The organism is Hymenobacter aranciens, assembly GCF_030580865.1.
GTDB classification, from domain to species: Bacteria; Bacteroidota; Bacteroidia; order Cytophagales; family Hymenobacteraceae; genus Hymenobacter; species Hymenobacter aranciens.
Window position 1 is genome coordinate 14,594 of the sequence record NZ_JAUQSY010000024.1, and the last position, 20,482, is coordinate 35,075.

Sequence of the window (20,482 nt, forward strand, 5' to 3'; positions counted from 1 at the left end):
GCGGGTGCAAATATACCAGCCGAATTAAAAAATCCCATACCTCGCCGCAAAAAATTATCTTTGGGGCGAAAATATTTTCGCGGCCGGTGGGCCGGCCTTATGGCTTGGCTCCGCACTCCCTGCTACTTGCGTGTTGAACTGGGCGTATCCTGATTTTGTAGCCGTGGGGCTGTTTTTTTTCGTCAGCCTGCTGCTGATGGGTTTTTACTGGCGGCGGGGCTGGCGCATTGGGCGGGCGCTGGGCCAGCGCGCCGGCCGGCTGGGCTGGAAAACGCCCCTCCGGCTTCTGGCGGGCGCGGGCTTGGGGCTCGCTTTGCTGGGCCCCTCGTGGGGCGTGAGCCAGCAGCCGGTGCGGGCGGTGGGCAAAGATGTGTGGCTGCTGGTGGATGTGTCGCGCTCAATGGACGCGACCGACGTAACGCCGAGCCGCCTGCTGCGGGCCCAGGCCGAACTGCAGCAACTGGTGGCCCAGTTTCCGGCCGACCGGCTGGGGCTGATTCTCTTCGGGGGTGAGGCGGTGGTGCAATGCCCCCTCACGCACGACCAGGAGGCCTTACGGGTATTTCTGGGCACATTGCGCACTAGCCTGCTGCCGCCCGGTGCCACCACGCTGCGCACGCCGCTCGATATGGTATTGGATAAGCTGACGCGGAGCAGCCCGGCCAGCAATGCGGCCCGCACCACGGCGGTAGTGGTGGTGAGCGACGGCGAAGACTTTGGCGAAAACCTGGAGCCCACGCTCCACGCTCTGGCCCGCACCGGCACCCGGGTGTATGCCGTGGGGGTGGGCACGGCGGCAGGGGCTCGCATTCCCAAGCCGGGCGGGGGGCTGGTGCGCGACCAGCGCAATGAACCCGTAACCAGCCGCCTGCAGGATGCGACGCTGCTGCAGCTGGCGGCCCAAACCGGCGGACAGTACGTAGAATTGAACGATAAGCAGAACGGGGTAAGCCGGCTGACGGCGGCGCTACGCAACCTGCAGGGCCCGACGGCGCAAATCAGGAGTGTGGCCGTAGCCGACAACCGCTACCGCTGGCCGCTGGCCCTGGCACTGCTGCTGCTGGCGCTCGATGCGGTGGTAACGATACGAGTAATTCGCCCATGAACAAGCGCCTTCTATTAATACTAACGCTGGCTAGCTGCCAGCAACTGACGAAAGTGCGCGACCGCAACGTGGCCGTGGCTGCGGGTCAGGTGGCCTACGCCAAGGGCGATGCCGCCCGGGCCGCCCAGGAGTTTGAAGCGGCGCTAGCGGCCAAGGCCCGGCGCGTGCCCGACCCTCTGCTGGTGCTGAACCTGGGGCACGCCCAGGCGCGGGCGGGGCAAGCGGGCGCGGCGCGCGGCACCTATACGCGGGTGCTAACGGGCAGCCCGGACGACATTGGTAGCGTGGCGCGGCAACAGCTGGCGGTGCTGGCAGCGCAGCAGGGGCAAGTGGCGCAGGCCTTGAGCTTGCTGCGGCAGGCCCTGATAGTGAACCCGGCCAACGCGGGGGCGCGCTACGACTACGAGGTACTAAGCGACTATCTGGCCCGGCAGCAAGCGCCAGACATGCCGCCGCCCGGCGCGGGTAGCGGAGCGGAGCAGCAGCCGAAAGACTCCGATAAGAAGTCAGCATCTGGAAAAAGCCCACCGGAAAAAGCCGGGGCTGATGATGCCGGGGAACTGCCGCAGCCCAAGCAGCCACCTGGGCCCCCCGCGGGCCAGCCAGAAAGCCAGCCGAACCCGACCGGCCAGGCGGACCCGCAGCGGCCCAGCAGCCTACCCGGCTCTACTGCCAAGGGTGGCCGGGGCGTAGGCAATGGCGAGCGGCAGCCCCTGGCGACGGGCAGTACACCAGGCGCGCAGCGTGGGCTTGATATGAGCGGCAAAGCTGGACCAGCCGCCCCGGCGGGCTTTGGCCGGCGGCCGGGCTCGGAGGCGGCATTGCCGGAGGATGCGCGCTTGCAAACGCAGCGCGAGCGGCTGCGGGCCATGAATCTGAGTCCGGCGCAGGCGCGGCAGGTGCTGGAGGCGCTGCGGGGGCAGGAACAGCAATATCTGCAGCAACTGGAGCGGCCAGCAACTGTCAAACCAGACCCCACGAAACCGACGTGGTGACATTGAGCAGTTGAAAATTGGTAATCAAGAAGCAAAATTGCTCATTGCTCATTGCTCATTGCTCATTGCTCATTGTTTATGCCTTATTACTTATTGTGCAGGCCCGCTTGCACCTTGTTCACGGATAAGGGCCGTACTTTTGGGGCCTGATTCCCTCCCACCCTTTTTTCCATTTCAGGATTTTTTATGCAGACCAAAGAAGTTGTCATCATTTCGGCCGTGCGGACGCCGATTGGCTCGTTTGGCGGGGCGCTGGCCTCGCTGTCGGCCACCGAGCTGGGCGCCATTGCCCTGAAGGGCGCACTCGAAAAGGCCGGCGTAGCGCCGGGCGAAGTAGAACAGGTGATTATGGGCAACGTGATTTCGGCCAACCTGGGCCAGGCTCCGGCCCGGCAGGCGGCCAAGAAAGCCGGCCTGCCCGACACCGTGGAATGCACTACTGTTAATAAAGTGTGCGCCTCGGGCTCGAAGGCCATTATGTATGCCGCCCAGGCCATCATGCTGGGGCAGGCCGACGTTATTCTGGCCGGTGGCATGGAGAGCATGAGCAACGTGCCCTACTACCTCGACAAAGCCCGCTTCGGCGCCAAGTATGGCCACGGCGCCATGATTGACGGCCTGATGAAGGACGGCCTCTGGGACCCCTACAACGACTACGCTATGGGCAACGCGGCCGAGCACACGGCCAAGGAAATGAATATCAGCCGCGAGGAGCAGGATGCTTTTGCCATTGAGAGCTACACCCGCAGCGCCAACGCCGCCAAGGCTGGCAAGAAGGCCGACGAAATCGTGCCCGTGACCATCGAGAGCCGCGGCAAAATCACCGTTATCAGCGACGACGAGGAATACACCAAGGTGGATTTCAGCAAAGTACCCGGCCTGCGCCCCGCTTTCACCAAAGATGGTACCGTGACGGCCGCCAACGCCTCGACCCTGAACGACGGTGCCGCCGCCGTGCTGCTGATGAGCCGCGAGAAAGCCGAGGCGCTGGGCCTCACGCCCATCGCCCGCATCCTGGGCTTCGCCGATGCCGAGCAGGCGCCGGAGTGGTTTACCACATCGCCCTCGCTGGCGATTCCGAAGGCCCTGAAAAATGCCGGCAAGACGGCCGCCGACGTCGATTTCTACGAAATCAACGAAGCTTTCTCGGTGGTGAGCCTGGCTAACAACAAGCTGCTGAACCTGGAAGGCACCAAGGTGAACGTGTACGGCGGCGCCGTGAGCCTGGGCCACCCGCTGGGGGCGTCGGGCGCCCGCATCGTGACCACGCTGTTGAGCGTGCTCAAGAACGAGGGTGGCAAAATTGGCGTGACCGGCATCTGCAACGGCGGCGGCGGCGCCAGCTCCATTGTGGTGGAGAAGCTGTAGTTTTAAGTTAAAAGTTGAGAGTTAAAAGTTAAAGGATTGGCGGCGCCTGTTTTTAACTTTTAACTCTCAACTTTTAACTCCCATGTTAACGGCTGCGCACTATTGCGCGGCCGTTTTGCGTTCTTGCGGCCATGAAGCGTTTTGTGATTCTATTTTTTCTACTGGCAGTCGCCTCATCGGCTTCGGCTCAGCGGCTGCGGCGCATTATTACCTATTTCGACTCGGCGCAGACTAGGAAGCGCGAGGTGTTTACGGCGCTGGTAGCGGCCGATACCGTGCCGCAGGGCTCGTACAAGCGGTTTTACCGCAACGGGCGGCTGGAGCAGCAGACCAGCTTCGCGGCCGGCAAGCGCGACTCGGCCTACGTGGAGTTTCATCCCACGGGCGGGCGGCGACTGGAGACTACTTACCGCGACGGCATCCGGCAGGGGCCGTTTAAGACGTATTATCCCTCGGGCAAGGTGGCGCAGGAAGGCTCCTTTGCTGATGATGAGCCGAATGGCGAACTGATTTACTACCACCCCAGCGGCGAGGTGCGGCTGCGCACCACCTTGGTAAAGGGCCAACCCAACGGCGCCCTGAAAGCGGTGTATCCGGACGGTAAAACGCAGTCGGAAATCACCTATAAGGACGGGCTGCCCGACGGGCCGGTGAAGTTTTTTTACCCGGATGGGACGCTGCAAAGCGAGGCCACGCTGCGACGCGGCCTGCTGGCAGGACCTTATAAAACGTATTTTCCCAACGGCCAACTCGAAACCGAAGTGCTGGCCGATGCCAACGGCCGCGGGCGCTACCGCAACTACTACCCCAGCGGCAAGCTGCAGACCGAAAGCACCTACGCGGCCGCGCCGCTGGCCCAGCGGGCGGTGAAGAACCCGCTCGGCGACGACCTGACCAAAAAAGTGGCCCCGCCCACCGGCACTACTAATCTCGACGGACCCGCCACGAGCTACTACGAGAGCGGCAAGGTGAAATCGAAGGTGACGTACAAACGCGGTATCCCGACGGGGAAAGGCCTGGAATACTATGAGAACGGTCAAACAATGACCGAAACCGCCTACTCCAATGATGGCCACGACCAGAAAATCACGCGCAACTTCGATGATGGCAGCTTGAAGGGCGAGGAGCAATACAAGAATAGCCGGCCCTTCGGCACCTGGCGCACCTACTACCCCGGCGGCAAACAACAGAAAACCGAAGTGCCTTATCTGAACGGCCGCTACTCCGGTAACCAGCTGGTTTACTACGACAACGGCGCACTCAACAGCCGCGCGCCGTACATCAACGGGCAGCGGGCGGGGCTATACGAGGAGTTTTACCCCAGCGGCAAGCTCCGGGCCGAAACCACTTACGTGCACGGCCAGAAATCGGGGCCGGCGCGGCAGCTGCGCGAGGATGGAACCCTGAGCGTGAGCGGCGCCTACCGCACCGGCAAAGAAACCGGCGAGTGGCGCTACTACAAGGAAGACGGCGAAACCGTGCTGCGCTCGCAGCTCTACCGCAACGGTGTACCGGTGGAGGCCGACACCCGCCCCAAGCCGCGCGGGCCGCTGCGCACGCCACTCAAGGCCCCGCTGAAGAAAAAATAGCGCATGAAAAATGCCCTGGTCCGGTGACCAGGGCATTTTCTTTTTTTGCAAAAGTACAGAGCGTAGGAAGTTTGTTTTGCAGAATGATGCGTGAGAAAAGCCGGTTAGGCGAGCAATTGCTGATTGAGCCACAGCGCTACTTCGGTGGCGTAGCCGCGGCTGTTGTCGATGTAGAGCAGATTGGGGATGTAAGTGGTGGAAATCTGGCCGCCCTGCAGCCATTGCTGCATCGTGGGGTAGAGGGCTTCGGCGGCCTGGTCGGCCAGGCTGAGAATGGAGGTAACGTAGGACGAATAAGAACCACAGACGACAGACTGTGCGGCGCTGAGCGTCAGCGTCCAGGACAGCAGGAAGAGACTGCCGCCGTGGTTGGCGGGGTTGTCCAGCTTTTCGAGTTGGTTGCTTATCATCTCATCGAGCTCACTCTTCTGCGCATACACATCGTACACGATGAGGTCGGCAGTGCCGGTTTTGCCGCCCAGGGCAGAATTGCTGCGGTCGAGGTAAGAATAAATACCGGACTCCTTCAGGCTGCTGTCGAGCTCATCGAACACGGCCAGCACGCGGCCACCGCTGGCCATCAGGTCGTTGAGGGTGGCAGTGGCCAGGCCGCCGCTGGGCACGGCGCCGGTGTAGAGTACAGGTCCCAGCGTACTTGTCACGAGGTTAATGAGCTGCTCCATCTGCGCGGTGCCGAAGCCGGCGAGCATGCTGTCGCGGTTGAAGTAGTGCGAGAACTTGAGGATGACCAAATCGCGCGAGTTCTGCATAAATTCCTTCACCTGGCTCAGGATGTCGCTGAGGGCGCCGCCGTTGCAGCCGGCATTCAGCGCGAAGTAATGACCGGTGTACAACGTACTGTTGTAGAGCACCGGACGCAGGTCGAAGTAGCGCGAGCCGCCCACGAGCTGCTCGCCGATGGTGCGCGTCTGGGTTTGGGTGTTGCAGCTGTTGGCGCCGGGGAAGCAGCTTTCGAGGGTGTACATGCCGGCATCGTGCGAGGCGGGCAGCACGATTTGCTGCAGCTGGCGGCTGCCGAGCAGACTGAGGTTATCGGCCATCCAATTGGAGTGGTCGGCCAGCGTGGTGGCGGCGTACATCAGGGCGAAGCTGGCGCTTTGGTCCACCTGAATGAGGTTGGCGCCTGACAGGCCGATGCTGGGCGTATCGCCCTGACCGTAAAGGATGCTGATGCCGTTATTGTCCCACACAATGGTATTGGTGGCCGCGTTGACGGTACCGGTGCGGCGCCAGAGCGTGTCGAAGGTCTGCGAGCGGTGTACTTCGATTACCCGGCCGTCGTCGGTGAGGGTGATGGCGGGGCGGGTACCGGTGTCGTACGGCTGGCTTTCGCCGAAGCTGATGCTTTTATCGCTGGTGTTCACCTGGCCCACGGTGTACCAGAGGTTAAACGAGGGGCCGTTGGACTGGTGCACCTCCACCACGAGGCCGTTGTTGTTGAGCGCCACGATGGGCGTCACACCATTGACGTGTTCCCAGCTTTTGCCGAAGTCGATTTCCTTTTTGCTGGTATCCACCTGCCCTACATTGTACCACAGGCTGGTGGAAGCGCCGTTGGACTGGTGAATTTCGACCACCACGCCGTGGTCGTTGAGGGCCACGCTGGGCGTCGTGCCCTTGTCGTACTGCTGGCTTTTGCCGAAGCTGATGCTTTTACTGCTGGTGTTCACCGGCCCCACGTGGCACCACAGATTGGAGGAGCCGCCGTTGGACTGGTGCACCTCCACCACCGTGCCGCTGGCGTTGAGGGCCACGCCGGGCGTGATGCCGTCGTCGTACTGCGTGCTGGGGCCGTAGTTCCAGGTGGTATCGTCGAGCTGGCCCACGTGGTAATAAATATCCTGTAGGTTTTGCGACTGGTGCACCTCCACCACCGTGCTTCCGGAGATGGCAATTTTGGGTAGAATACCGGTGTCGTACTTCTGAAACGACGGGGGCGCAATGGTGGCCATGAGACAGTTGGTGGACTGAAGATGAGAACCTTTATTCCATCACTCAATGGAACGGCACAAAGGTCTGCGCCCAGCCAACCCGGCGGTAGCGTAAAACTACCTGATTTGCTAAACAGGTGTTTTTACGGGGGTCCGGGCGTAGGCAGGTTACCTGGTGGCCAATCAGGGCATTAAGCAGCCCCACCCCCTACTCTACGGCGATGAATCGGTTGAAAAAAAGTCTGCGGATTGGCTTGCTGGCCGGTTTTGTGCTGGCCCTGGCCCTGCTGCTGGGCACCTGCGTGCCCGTCAATCGGGCATTTCGCCCGGCACCGGCGGGCATCCCGGTATTCGTGGTGTCGAATGGTTTTCATACCGACATTGTGCTGCCGCTGCGCGAGCCCCGCACCGGCACCGACTGGCTGACCTGGCTCGAAAACCCCGCCTGGGCCCGACAATTCTCGGCCTACCAATACGTGGCTATGGGCTGGGGCAATGCCGGTTTCTATATGGCGTCGTACGGCGGGCACCTGCCGGGCGCGGGCACCGTGCTGCGGGCGCTGGTACCCGGCCCTACCCTGATGCACATCGATTTTTACCCGGCGGCGCCCCGGCCGGGCCCCCGGGCGGTGGCTTTGCGGGTGAGCGAGGCGCAGTACCGGCAGCTGCTGAACTACGTGCAGGCCTCGTTTGAGCGCGACAGCACCGGGCGGCTCATGCCCATCCCGCAGGCCGGCTACACGCCGGAGGATTTTTTCCTGCAGGCCAAGGGCAAGTACCACGCCTTCCGCACCTGCAACGACTGGACCAACCAGGGGCTGAAGCAGGCCGGTATTCGGGCGGCGTGGAAGGCGCCGCTGGCAGGCTCGGTGATTTATCAGGTGCGCAAGGGCGGCGAGTAGCTGGGCAAAAATCGTCGGAACCAGGCAACCGGCGGTTACAAAGCTGCATCTAAGGCAGCAAGCAGCGGTTAATTCAAAGTCGCTGCACAAATTTTATCTTCTGGTTATCAACCATCCAACCTGACACAAAGTCGGTTTCGAAGATTTTCAAACCAAAGGTACCTTGCAAAACAAAGTACCTTCCCGTACCTTTGAACCGTTGATAGCATAGTACCTCACAATCCAGCCTAGCCGAACGGGCTTCGGGCCGACCAAAACAGGACTTTCTCACCCGGTGCCTCCCCTGGCCCCGAGCGAACAAAATCCCCGGAACCGCGGCCGGGAATGATGCTCACTCGCCGCCCCGGCGCACCTCCGAACTCTCTCATCATGAAATCGACTTCCTTCATCATCCGGGCCGTGAGCGGCCTGGCCTTTCTTTGTGCGCTCTTTTTGGTAGCTGCCGCGGCCCGGGCCCAGGGTACCGGCAGCGTGCGGGGCACCCTGCGCGATGCCAAGTCCGGCGAGCCGGTGCCATTCAGCGACGTGGTGCTGCTGCGGGCGGCTGATTCGACGCTGGTGACGGGTGTGCAGGCTGCTGAGAACGGCAGCTTTGAGGCCACCGGGCTGGCTCTGGGCAGCTACCTGCTGCGGGTGCAGGACTTGAACTACGCTCTGCATCGCCGGCGCTTCACGCTGACAGCCAGCGCGCCGGCGGTGCAGCTGGGCACTTTGAAGATGACGGCTACCACCACGGCGCTGGGCGAGGTAGTCGTGACGGGCCAACAGGCCACGGTGCTCGAAAGTCTTGATAAAAAGGTTATCAACGTGGAGAAAGACCTGGGCAGCGTGGGCGGTACGGCCGTGAACGTGCTGCAAAACGTGCCCTCGGTGGCCGTAGATGCCAGCGGCACGGTGAGTTTGCGCGGCTCGTCGAACCTGACCATTCTGATTGACGGCAAGCCGGCTAACTCCGAAAACAGCGGCACCGGCCAGCGGCTCGACCAGCTGCCGGCCTCGCGCATTGCCCAGGTGGAGGTGATGACCAACCCCTCGGCCAGGTACGACGCGGCCGGCGCGGGCGTCATCAATATCATCACCAAGAAGCAGGTGGCTAACGGCACCGACGGCCAGGTGGCGCTGGTGCTGGGTACGGGCGAAAAGTATTCGCCCGGTATCAGCCTGAGCCGCCGGCAGGGCGCGGCCACCTGGAAAGCCAGCTACGACGGCCGCGACCAGCAGTTCCGCAGCCGCTCGCACAGCGAGCAGACGGCCGCCCTGCCCGGCCCCGGGCTGCTGCGCACCAGCCAGCAGGGCACCGGCTTCGAGCGGCACCAGAACCACGAGGCCAGCCTGGGCCTCGATTACACCCTGAGCCCCGAGCAAACCCTGAGCCTGAGCGCCGCCGCCGAGCTGGAGCGCCACACCGAGCTTGAAAACCAAAACCTCACGCAGCAGGCCAGCGAGGGCCCGCTGTTGCGCCAGACCGGCCGCCAAGAGCTGAACACCGACGTGCTGGTGCTGCACGCCAACGCCGACTACCGCCGCAGCTGGGCCGCCCACCCCGGCCGCGAGCTCACCGCCAACGCGGGCTACGTGCGCGTGGCCGGCGAGGTGCCCGTGACCCAAACGCTGAGCGGCGCGGGCACCCTGGGCTGGAAACAGGGGCAGGCCGTGCAGTTCGGCGTGCTCTTCGCCGGCCTCGACTACGTGCACCCGCTGGCCGACGGCAAGAGCAAGCTCGAAACGGGTCTGAAGTTCCAGCACTCGGTGAACAACGGCAGCTCCGACATGCTGCTGCCCAGCACTACGGAGCCCACCGTGTACACCCGCGACGCGGCCCGCTCGGTGGCCTACGATTTTCAGGAGCTGCTGCCCGCTGCTTACGCTACTTACCAGCGCAAATTCAACGATAAGTGGAGTGCCCAGGGCGGCCTGCGCACCGAATACACCAACCTGACCGGCACCGTGCGGGGCCGCCAGGGCGGCGTGGCGCTCGATTACCTGAGCTTTTTTCCCTCGGCCACGGTGGCCCGCGAGTTGGGCAAGGAGGCTGGCCAGCAGAAGCTCCAATTGAGCTACGCCCGCCGCCTCAACCGGCCCAGCTTTATGCAGCAGCTGCCCTTCGAGCTCTACACCGACCCGCGCAACTACCGCCTCGGCAACCCCGGCCTGCGCGCCGAGTTCAGCCACAACCTGGAGCTGGGTCACCAAATCACGCTGGGCGGCGGGGCCACCATCAGCACCACGCTGTTCGGCCGTTTCACCGACAATGCCATCCAGCGCCTGCGCTCGGTAGACACGCTGGCCAGCCGCCTGAGCGGCGCCGGCCTCGTGACGGCCGAAACCTACCGCAACTTCGGCCGCACCGCCAACCTGGGCCTCGAACTGACCTGGAACCAGCCCCTCACGAAGTGGTGGCGCGTGGCCGCCACGGGCTCGCTCTACCGCTCGCAGGTGGCCACCAACGGCGCCAGCGCCGCCAACCGCGCCGCCCTGGCCGGCACCCTGCGCCTGAATAACAACTTCACCCTCACGCCCAAGCTCGACGTGCAGCTCACCGGCTCCTTCCGCTCGAACACCCTCACGGCCCAGGGCCGGCAGCTGGCCACCGGCGGCCTCGACGTGGCCCTGCGCCAGCGCCTCTTCCAGGACCGTGCCGCCCTCACCCTGCGCGTGAGCGATGCGCTCAACACCCAGGTGCGCGAGTTCGAAATCGACGCCCCCGGCCTCACGGCCCGCTACTACGACAAGCAGGAAACCCGCGTGGGCTGGCTCGGCTTCACCTGGTACCTGGGCGCCAGCAAGCCCGCCAAGCGCATCGAGGCCGCGCCCCAGGGCGGCGGGGGCTTCGGGGGGTAATTTTTTTCCGGAGTGCTTTTTTCTGCAAAAGCCCCGTCGTCTGCTGGTCAGGCGGCGGGGTTATTAGTATGGAATGAGCTATTCGATAATTCCGAACGGGTGCTCGGTCAAAGCGAGCGTACGTTCGGAACCACCGAACCGACGTTCAGCCAAAGCAGACGCACGTTCGGGCAAGCCGAACGTAGGTTCGGTGAAACCGGACGCTCGTTCGGAAATACCGAACCTACATTCGGTGAAACCGGACGCCCGTTCGGAAATGCCGAACGGGCGTTCCGTAAAACCCGCCGCCCGCCCGGAATTTCCCGACGCCCCCTGCGCCCTACCTTTGCCCCCGTTATGCAAAAACCCAGTATCCCGCAAGGCACCCGCGACTTTGGCCCGGCCCAGGTGGCCCGCCGCCAGCATATCTTCAACGTTATTCGCCGCACCTTCGAGCAGTTTGGCTACGCCCCGCTCGAAACGCCGACCCTCGAAAACCTCTCTGTGCTCACCGGCAAGTACGGCGACGAGGGCGACCAACTGCTGTTCAAAGTCTTAAACTCCGGCAATTTCCTGCAAAACGAGCGCCGGGGCGTCATCACCCCCAACGTGACGGCCGAGGACCTCGACGCCGGCCCCAAGGTCGTGCTCCCCAAAATCGCCGAAAAGGGCCTGCGCTACGACCTCACCGTGCCCTTCGCCCGCTACGTGGCCATGAACCGAGGCACGCTCACCTTCCCCTTCCGCCGCTACCAAATGCAGCCCGTGTGGCGCGCCGACCGCCCCCAGCGCGGCCGCTACCGCGAGTTTTACCAGTGCGACGCCGACGTGGTGGGCACCGACTCGCTGCTCTGCGAGGCCGAGATTGTGCTCATGATGGCCCAGGTGCTCAATGGCCTGGGGCTGCACGATTTCACCATCAAAATCAATCACCGCGGGGTGCTGCGCAACATCTTCCAGGCCCTGGGCGGTGCCGGCAACGAGAACGACCTGTTCGTGGCCATCGACAAGCTCGATAAAATCGGCCGCGAGGGCGTGAGCAAGGAACTGCTGGAAAAAGGCTTTGCGGCGTCGGTTATCGACACGCTGTTTGAGCTGTTGGGCGTGGAGGGCGACTACGCCGAGAAGCTGCAGCGTCTGCTGGCCGGCTTCGCCACGGCGGGCGTCGAGTCGGACCACGACCGCGGCTACCGCGGCCTGGCCGAGTTGGCCGACGTGCACGATTTGCTGGTCGCTTCGGGTTTCCGGCAGTTTGAGCGGCTGGAATTTGACCCCGCCCTGGCCCGGGGCCTCTCCTACTACACCGGCTGCATTTTTGAAGTCAAAATCAACAACGTGGCGATGGGCAGCGTGAGCGGCGGCGGCCGCTACGACAACCTCACCGGCGCCTTCGGGCTGCCGGGCGTGTCGGGCGTGGGCTTCAGCTTCGGCGTCGACCGCCTTTACGACTGCCTCGAAAGCCTCGACCTGTTCACCGAAACGGCCGAGACGCCCACCCGCTGCCTGCTCACGCACTTCGACAAGGAGAGCGGCCTGGCCGCCCTGCCCCTGCTGGCTCAGCTGCGGGCAGCCAACATTCCCAGCGAACTCTACCCCGACGCCAGCAAGCTGCAAAAGCAGTTCAAATACGCCGATGCCAAGGGCATTCCGCTGGTGCTCATCCTGGGCCCGGAGGAGCTGGCGGCGGGCGTGGTGAAGATTAAAATCCTGAAAACCGGCGAGGAAAAGGTGTTGCCGATTGGGGAAGTGGTGTCGGCGCTGACGGTGTGAAACGGCAGCAGGCCTGGGGGAGTTGGTGGCCGGCCGGCGTAGCGGGCCTGCTGCTGGCGCTGGGCGGCGGGTGGCTGGGCCGGAAGCTGCCCCCACCGGTTCAGCCCCTGGCCGTGACTGATTCTCTGACGGCTGCCACCCAGGAAACCGGCGCAGTGGCGCGCGTAGATACCGCCGCTAGTGCCCCCACCCCGGCCGATACGGCCAGCGGCTGCTACTCAGGGCCGCTGCGGTTTGTGGGGGGCAGCCCGGCCACGCGCCGGCCCTGGCAGCTGCGCCGCTACGTGGGCACGGTGGGCGGCCAGCCCGCCACGGCCCTGCTGCGGTGGCAAAATCCGGATTCGGTGAGCGGCAGCTTCTATTTCCACCGCGCCGGGGCCGCCTACACGCTGCAGCCAGCCGCCGGCTCGCGGCCGGGCCGCCCCATGCTGGCCGTGAGCCGGCACGACCTCAGCATCGGCGACAGCAGCGCAGGGCGGTGGCAGCTGCCGGACCGGCCGGGGGCCGTGCTGCGCGGCACCTGGCACGCCGCCACCGGCCACCGCCCCTTCGTGCTGCGCGAGAGCTACGCCGGGGCCGTGCGCCTGACCATCGAAACCACCTACCTCACCGGCGGCTGGTCGACGGCCTGGGAACCCGACTACGAGGGCTGCCCCCACGTGCCCACCGTCCGCCACGAGTTTCTGCACCTCTCAGGTGGGCGGGACGGGGTGCCGGCGGCGCTGCGGTCGCGGCTGTCGCCCGGCCCGGCCGCCCGCCGCCGCACCACCCAGCTCGTCCGCGACGCGGCTGCCCGCGTAGCCGTCGGCCTGAACGTGCAGCTCAATGACTTTGGGTTGCTGAGCTACACCACTACCACCGAATACTACTCATATGATACCGGCCGGCTTTTTGAGGAGAGCGCAGGCTCGTCGCTGCTCGACCTGGTAGGCGGGCAGGCCTGGCCGCTCGACCGCCTGCTGCTGCCCGGCTCCTGGCTGCCCGTGCGCCGGCTGGCAGCCTGGCATCTGCGGCGCGATGCCTATTTCGGGGACATCGAATGGGAGTGGCAGCGAGCCAGCCCGGCAGCCGCCTACGACACAACCTACCGCTACGAGTCGTGGAAGCAGCCCGACCTGGCCCCTCGTCCCTGGACCTGGGTCCTCACCGGCGCGGGCCTGGAGCTAACCTATGGCTACGAAACCCTGAACGCCCTAAATGCCCGTGGCTGGGACACCGTCCTCATTCCCTACGCCGAGCTGCGCCCGCTGCTGCGCCCCGGCACCCCGCTGGCCCGCATGCTGGCGGCGCGCGGAATGTGGTAATTTGCTGTTCCTTCCCAAGCCATTATGAAGCAGCAGCGAAATTGGACCAACTGGTTAGCAACTGGTATGGCAGCCTTACTTATCGGCCTGCTGGGCTACTGGCTGGGCCGGGTGCTGCCACCTATGCCGCTCCCGGCCCAGCCGGCGCCGCTGGCAGCGGCCGAGCCTGATACTACCTCGCTGACCACAAAGCCCATCGAAAATGACCGGGCAGCATCCGTCGATACCATGTCGGCAACTTCCCCGCAGCCCGCTCCCGTCGATGAGTCGGAAGGCTGCCAGCCCCAGCCGCTCCGCTTCAGCTCGCTGAAAGTCGGGCCGGTATTTCATCGCTACACCGGCACCATCAATCAGGAGCGCGTGACCGTGGAGCTGAGCTGGACGCCCCCGGACTCGATAACCGGCCGCTTCTACCGCTGGCGGGGCGGGCCGGAATATACTCTGGGTGAGGATGAGCAACGCCGTGAGCCGCTGGTGCTGCCGGTGCGGCAAGGCCTGCCGGACTACGGCGGGGCGGGCACCTGGCGGCTGGCCCGCGTGCCGGGCGCGGTGCTCAGGGGGGTCTGGGTCGATACCAGCGGCCACCGCCACCCGTTCCAGCTGCGCGAAAACTACACTGGCGCAGCGCAGTATGAAATCCAGGTGCTGCAGCGAAGCGGCGGCAAGCCCGCAACCGATGAGGAAAACGACTGCCGCGTGCCCTACCTGCGCCAGGAATACCTGCACTTGCTGGGCGCCGCGGGCCGCCACCCGGCGCTGCGCCGCCTGCAGCCGCCCACGATGGCCGTGCGGCGCCAGCAGCTGCGCGACAATTACGAGCCGGACTCCCGCACAAGGCACGGCGTGGCGGGGCGGCTCAACGATTTCAACCTCCTGAGCTACCAGACATCATACTGGGCCGACCCCTTCGGCGGCCGCCCGCAGCCCGGCACCAAAAGCTTTCTGGTTGACCTGGTTACCGGGGACTCACTCACCATTGCCAGCCAGTTGCGGCCCGGCTACGAATTGCCCTTGCGCCGTCTGCTCACCGCTCATCTGCTGCACGATTATAGCAACACGGACGCTGAATGGTACTGGCAGCAGGACGACCGCCCCGCCGCCGAGCAACTGGTAGACCTGCCCCGCCCCGAGCGCGAAACACTTACGGAAGAGGACTTTTTGCTGACCGGCGATGGCCTGGAAGCAACGTATTCGCCTTTCAGCGTTTACACCAGCCCCGGCGGAATGCCTCCCGCCAGTGTGCTCATTCCCTACGCCGAGCTGCGCCCGCTGATACGCCCCGGCACGCCATTGGCCCGTATGCTGGCCGCTCGAGGAATACGGTAACCGCCTTCATTACCCCATGACTCAACCCCGAACTTCCTGGCTAGCGACCGGGGCGGCCGCCCTGCTTATCGGCGGAGCCGGCTACTGGCTGGGCCAGGTGCTGCCCACGGCGCCCCGCCCCCCAACGACGGCCAGCCCGCCGGCCGCCAGCGCCCCGGCGGCCGAACTGCAACCTGTGCCGCCGCCCGCTCCCGCGCCGCCCGCTCTAACAGCGGCTGCCGCGCCCGAGCCGGAGCCCCCCTGCCCGCCCCGACCCTGGGCTTTCGTGCGCCTCCCGGCCGCCCGGCGCCGGCTGCAGGTGCGCCGCTACGTGGGCACGCTCGGTCAGCAGTCCATCACCGCCGAGCTGCGCTGGCACCACCCCGATTCAATTGAGGCCCGCTACTACCTTCGCTGGGGCGGGCCGGAAGTTTCGCTGTACGCCAGCCGCACGCAGCCCGGGCAATTGGTGCTGAGGGGCTGCGCCGACTGTACCGACAGCCTCGACGTGGTGGAATGGCGTCTAAGCCACCCGCCGGGTGCTACCCTGACGGGCACTTGGCGCCACCAGGGCCGCCCGCAGCCCCTGGCGTTGCGCGAAAGCTACGCCGGGGCCGTGCGTTACACCATCGAAACTATGCTGTTGCGCGGCGGCGGCCTGCCCATCGGCGACTGCGAACCGGCCTGGCAACAGCGCGATTTTCTGATGCTTCTGAATCCAAAGGCTGTGCCTGCTGCCTTGCGGCCAGTGCTGGCGCCCTCGCTGGCCCGGCGGCAGGAGCGCGTGTGGCACAAGCTGGAAGGCGACGGCAAGGCCACCTACACCGATGACGTGCGGCTCAACGGTTTCGGCCTGCTGGGCTACCAGACGAGCATTTGGTCGCGGGCCTTCGGCGGCACGTCGGACGAAGGCATGGAAGGCCACATTTTTGACCTTAAAGCCGGTAAGGAACTGACTTTCGCCAGCCAGCTCCGTCCTGATTATGAGTTGCCGCTCCGTCGCCTGCTCACCCGGCACCTGCTGCACGACCCCGAATTTGACGACATCAATACCGGGCGCAGCCATAGCTGGGCCTGGCAGGACGAAGCCAATAAAGCCAACGCGCTGGTGCCGCTGCCAAACCCCGACAGCTTCGGCGAGTCGCTGACGCTGACTGCGGAAGGCCTGGAGGTGACGTATGATTCTTTTACCCTGTTTGGTAACGGAGGCCGGCCCACTCCCGTCGTGGTGCCCTACCGGGAGTTGCGCCCGCTGGTACGCCCCGGCACCCCGCTGGCCCGCATGCTTCAGGCGCGGGGTATGTGGTAATAGCCGCGCCGTGTGCGAACTTTGCCGCTCCGCACGTCCCCACCCATTTTCCCTAATGTCCACCCATTCCATTTCGCCCACCCAGCATCTCACCCTGGCCGACCTCGCCACGATTCTGGCCGACAAAAGCCCGGCCGCCCTCAGCCCCGAAGCCCGGGCCAGCATCGCCGCCTGCCACGACTACCTGCACCGCCGCCTGGCCCAGTCCGACGCCCCAATTTACGGCATCAACACCGGCTTCGGCTCGCTCTACAACGTGAGCATCGCCCCCGAGGAGCGCGAGCAGTTGCAAACCAACCTGGTGATGAGCCACGCCTGCGGCACCGGCGCCGAGGTGCCCCAGGAGCTGGTACGCCTCATGCTCTTCCTTAAAGTGCAGAGCCTGAGCTACGGCCACAGCGGCGTGCAAGTAGCGACGGCCGAGCGCCTGCTGGCCATGTACAACCGCGAGATGTACCCGGTGGTGTACGAGCAGGGCAGCCTGGGCGCCAGCGGCGACCTGGCCCCGCTGGCACACCTCTGCCTGCCGCTGCTGGGCATGGGCGAAGTGAATTATCAGGGCTACCGCCTGCAGGCCGAGGATGCGCTGGGCCTTTTCAGCTGGGAGCCGCTGCACCTGCAGGCCAAGGAAGGCCTGGGGCTGCTGAATGGCACGCAGTTCATGCTGGCTTACGCAGTAGATGGCATCCTGCGCGCTCAACGCTTGGCCGCCGCCGCCGACGTCATTGCGGCCCTGTCGCTGGAGGCTTTCGGCGGCTGCGCCGACCCATTTTACGAAGGGCTGCACCGCATCCGGCCCCACGCCGGGCAAGTATCGGTGGCCAAGCACATGCGCGAGTTGCTCGAAGACTCGGAGCTGCAGACCGAGCCGCGCCGCGCCGTGCAGGACCCCTACTCCTTCCGTTGCGTGCCGCAGGTGCACGGCGCCAGCCGCGACGCCCTGGCCTACGTGGCCCAGGTCATCGAAACGGAGTGTAACTCGGTGACTGATAACCCTAATATTTTCCCCGACGACGACCTTATTTTGAGCGGCGGCAACTTCCACGGCCAGCCGCTGGCCCTGGCCCTCGACCACTTGGCCCTGGCCGTGGCCGAGCTGGGCAGCATCTCGGAGCGCCGCACCTACCAGCTCATCTCGGGCCAGCGCGGCCTGCCCACCTACCTGGTGGCCGAGCCCGGCCTCAACTCTGGCCTGATGATTCCCCAGTACACCGCCGCCGGCATCGTGAGCCAGAACAAGCAGCTCTGCACCCCCGCCTCGGCCGACTCCATCGTGAGCAGCAACGGCCAGGAAGACCACGTGAGCATGGGCGCCAACGCCGCCACCAAGAGCCGCCGCGTGGTCGAAAACGTCGAGCAGGTACTAGGTATTGAGCTGCTTACGGCCGTGCAGGCCCTGGCCTTCCGCCGTCCCGGCCGTACCTCGGCCCGGCTCGAAGCCGTGGTCGAGGCCTTCCGCAAGGAAGTCAATTTCGTGGTGCGCGACCGGATACTGTACCCCGATTTGCACCGCGCCGCCGCCTTCGTGCGTACGTTTGCCTGGTCGGAATAAGCACCGGGGCGCGATTTTTGCGCGGGCCCGGGCGCGAATTCCGGCCGTTTGGCGTTTAGCTGTGCTTATGAGGTATTGTTTTCTTTGGTGCTTATTGATTGGGCTGGGTTGGCCGGCAGCCATTGCTTTCGGCCAAGGCTGCACGCCGTCTGGCACTAGCGCTTGCCCCAATCCAGCTCGTCCGATTCGAACTTTTGTGGATGGCAAGGCTATTGAGATAGATAATCTATGCGTCGGGCAGTCAGTCCGATTTGAAGTGTGCGGCCTCGCCCCCAACAATGTGCAGCTAGAGGTGCTACAAGGCACGGTAACGACCTTTCCCCTCTGCAACGGCAGTCAGCCCGGCACCTTCGTGTACACCCCCACGGCAGCAGGCCCCATCACGATATACGCCAACGGCAATAGTGGCAACCCTGGTGACCCAGCCCTGTTCTTCTACCGCAACTTCCAGGTTTTCGACAGCCCTACCCCCGACTTCGATGTAGCTGGCTGCCTAAATAATAACACGCTGATTACGTTGAAGCCGGGCTCCAGCTACGACCGCTACATCGCCAACTTCGATGGCGGGCCGCAGCGGGTGCCGCTCATGCCCGGCACTGCCAATGTAGTGGCCTCCGGCGGGGCTACCGGCGTGACGGTAGTAGGCTTTTACAACGACAATACGCTGTGCCGCGACAGCCTGCGCAAGTCCTTTACCCTGCCGCCCACTCCCACGCCGTTGAGCTTCAACCGCCTCACGCAGGCGCCGCGAGCAGGCACCGCCGCCACGGTCACGGTTGCCGGTCTGCAATCGGGTTATCAATACAGTATCATTCGGGAAGATGCTGCGGCTCCCGGCGGCTTCAGCACCGTGCTGGACCTGCCGGCCTCCACTGCCGGCACGGCTACGCTGCCCGGTGCCGCGCAGGGCTGCTACCGCTTGCGCCGCGTCGATGCCTGCCAGCTGCAACCCGCCACTTCCGACCCCATTTGCGCGCTCGACCTGAGCGTGACGGCCGTCCCGGGTCAGAACGTTTTATCTGTCAGCTATTCCGGGGCGGGCGCCAGCGCGTTCCGCATCGAGCGCAACGGTACGCTGCTGACGACCCTCCCTGCCGTCGGCCCCTATACCGACGCGGCTGTGCTCTGCGGCAGCAGCTACACCTACCGCGTCACGGCGGTGCTGCCCAACGGGGCCGAATCCGTTTCGAACGAGGGCACCGTTACGGCGCTGTCGAACAACATCCCGCCACCAGTGCCACCACTGGTAGCGAGCTTCACGCTGAATAATACCGTGAGCCTGACGCCAGTATTAGCCAGCCCGCGCGTGCCGCGCGGCAGTGTGCTGCGCTACCGTAAAACCGTCGGCAGCCGCCCCGCCCGCGACTTTGCCAGCGACACCACCGGCCGCGCCATCGCCGACCCCACGTCCTTCGACTCGTTGCGCGTCGCCCCCCCCTGCTACACCGTGCGCTTCGTGGATGTGTGCGGCAACTCCTCGGCCGAAAGCTCCCCCACCTGCCCCGCCTTCCTCACGGCCACCCCGGCCGACAACGAAGGCAACACCGTGAACCTGAGCTGGACCAACTTCACCGGCCCCGACCCGGCCGCGCCCACCAGCTACGAGCTGCTTCGCCTGGCGCCGGATGGCAGCACCCTGAGCACCCTGCCCGTGAGCGGCAACTCCGTTACCGACTTTACACCGCCCGCCGACCGCCAGGTGCTGCGCTACCGCCTGCGCATCAGCGGCGGCGGCATCCCGGCCGATACCGTTAGCTATTCCAACGTGGCCAGCGTGGCGCGCCGTGTGCGGCTCCAGCTGCCGACGGCCTTCACCCCCAACGGCGACGGCCTAAACGACGTACTTGAAGTGAAAGGCCGCTTCCTCGAAAACTATTCCTTCGTGGTCGTGGACCGCAATGGCATGGAGGTATTCAACAGCACCCAACGCTCCGAAACCTGGGACGGCCGCATCAAAAGCCGCGCTCCGGTGAACGGCGCCTACGTCTGGCGCTTCCAGCAGATTGACGAAACTGGTAAGCTCATCCGCGAAACCGGCACCATTACCATTTTACAATGAGCAATTTTGGCCTCACTCCGGACCAAAATGCTCATTGCTTTCTTGTCACTGTTCATTAGCTGACGCTGACCTTTGGTTGCTAATTGTTCATTATTAATTGTTAATTGACTTCTATGGCCTTCGACATCACCGGCATGATGGGCAAAATGAAAGACCTGCAGGACAAAATGCAGCAAGCCCAGCAAGAGCTTCAACACATTACCGCCACCGGCGAGGCCGGTGGCGGCCTGGTAAAAGCCACCGCCAACGGGCACCGTCAGCTCATCAAGCTCGACATTGACGAGAGCCTGCTCACGCCGCAGGACCGCGACATGGTGGCCGACCTCGTGGTGGCCGCCGTGAACAAGGCCCTCGACACTGTGGCCGAGCAGGCCAAGCAGGAAATGCAGCGCAAAACCAGCGGTATGCTCCCCAATATCCCCGGCCTCGACCTGAGCGGCTTTGGCGCGTAA

At 64.5% G+C, this 20,482-nt stretch carries 14 protein-coding genes; 13 read left to right on the top strand and 1 reads right to left on the bottom strand.

Going from position 1 to position 20,482, the window contains the following annotated elements; genetic code table 11:
• The first annotated feature begins 130 nt into the window (after positions 1-130).
• The 4 genes from Q5H93_RS23305 (at position 131) to Q5H93_RS23320 (ending at position 5,057) form a co-directional block, all read left to right on the top strand.
• A complete protein-coding gene (locus Q5H93_RS23305) occupies positions 131-1,105 on the top strand; it encodes a VWA domain-containing protein (protein WP_305009139.1) in 975 nt (324 codons plus the stop codon).
• Positions 1,102-2,100: a hypothetical protein gene (locus Q5H93_RS23310; protein ID WP_305009140.1), complete on the top strand. Its 999-nt coding sequence runs from the start codon at positions 1,102-1,104 to the stop codon at positions 2,098-2,100. The genes Q5H93_RS23305 and Q5H93_RS23310 overlap by 4 nt, the downstream gene beginning before the upstream one ends.
• A gap of 186 nt (positions 2,101-2,286) precedes the next feature.
• Positions 2,287-3,468, top strand: coding sequence for an acetyl-CoA C-acyltransferase (locus Q5H93_RS23315; protein ID WP_305009141.1), 1,182 nt, complete (start codon positions 2,287-2,289; stop codon positions 3,466-3,468).
• 131 nt (positions 3,469-3,599) lie between these two features.
• Positions 3,600-5,057, top strand: coding sequence for a toxin-antitoxin system YwqK family antitoxin (locus tag Q5H93_RS23320; protein ID WP_305009142.1), 1,458 nt, complete (start codon positions 3,600-3,602; stop codon positions 5,055-5,057).
• Between the two features lie 104 nt (positions 5,058-5,161).
• Here the strand turns inward: Q5H93_RS23320 and Q5H93_RS23325 are convergent, their stop codons facing one another.
• The gene (locus Q5H93_RS23325; RefSeq protein ID WP_305009143.1) at positions 5,162-7,030 is read right to left on the bottom strand and encodes a PI-PLC domain-containing protein; all 1,869 of its coding nucleotides are present in this window, start codon (positions 7,028-7,030) and stop codon (positions 5,162-5,164) included.
• Between the two features lie 200 nt (positions 7,031-7,230).
• Here Q5H93_RS23325 and Q5H93_RS23330 point away from each other — a divergent pair, with 200 nt between their 5' ends.
• From Q5H93_RS23330 to Q5H93_RS23370, 9 genes are all read left to right on the top strand, one after another.
• Positions 7,231-7,911 (top strand): TIGR02117 family protein, encoded by a 681-nt coding sequence (locus Q5H93_RS23330; protein WP_305009144.1) that lies wholly within the window; start codon positions 7,231-7,233, stop codon positions 7,909-7,911.
• Positions 7,912-8,280: 369 nt separating this feature from the next.
• On the top strand, positions 8,281-10,752 hold the full coding sequence (locus Q5H93_RS23335; protein WP_305009145.1) for an outer membrane beta-barrel protein: 2,472 nt from the start codon (positions 8,281-8,283) through the stop codon (positions 10,750-10,752).
• A gap of 336 nt (positions 10,753-11,088) precedes the next feature.
• The gene (gene hisS, locus Q5H93_RS23340) at positions 11,089-12,501 is read left to right on the top strand and encodes a histidine--tRNA ligase (RefSeq protein WP_305009146.1); all 1,413 of its coding nucleotides are present in this window, start codon (positions 11,089-11,091) and stop codon (positions 12,499-12,501) included.
• A complete protein-coding gene (locus tag Q5H93_RS23345) occupies positions 12,498-13,805 on the top strand; it encodes a hypothetical protein (RefSeq protein WP_305009148.1) in 1,308 nt (435 codons plus the stop codon). Before hisS ends, Q5H93_RS23345 begins: the two co-directional genes overlap by 4 nt.
• Before the next feature lie 66 nt (positions 13,806-13,871).
• Positions 13,872-15,131 (top strand): hypothetical protein, encoded by a 1,260-nt coding sequence (locus Q5H93_RS23350; RefSeq protein ID WP_305009149.1) that lies wholly within the window; start codon positions 13,872-13,874, stop codon positions 15,129-15,131.
• 16 nt (positions 15,132-15,147) lie between these two features.
• Positions 15,148-16,419, top strand: a complete 1,272-nt coding sequence (locus Q5H93_RS23355; RefSeq protein WP_305009150.1) for a hypothetical protein — start codon at positions 15,148-15,150, stop codon at positions 16,417-16,419.
• Between the two features lie 55 nt (positions 16,420-16,474).
• Positions 16,475-17,971, top strand: a complete 1,497-nt coding sequence (gene hutH / locus Q5H93_RS23360; protein ID WP_305009151.1) for a histidine ammonia-lyase — start codon at positions 16,475-16,477, stop codon at positions 17,969-17,971.
• Between the two features lie 256 nt (positions 17,972-18,227).
• Positions 18,228-20,030: a T9SS type B sorting domain-containing protein gene (locus tag Q5H93_RS23365; protein ID WP_305009152.1), complete on the top strand. Its 1,803-nt coding sequence runs from the start codon at positions 18,228-18,230 to the stop codon at positions 20,028-20,030.
• Between the two features lie 113 nt (positions 20,031-20,143).
• Positions 20,144-20,482: a YbaB/EbfC family nucleoid-associated protein gene (locus Q5H93_RS23370; protein WP_305009153.1), complete on the top strand. Its 339-nt coding sequence runs from the start codon at positions 20,144-20,146 to the stop codon at positions 20,480-20,482.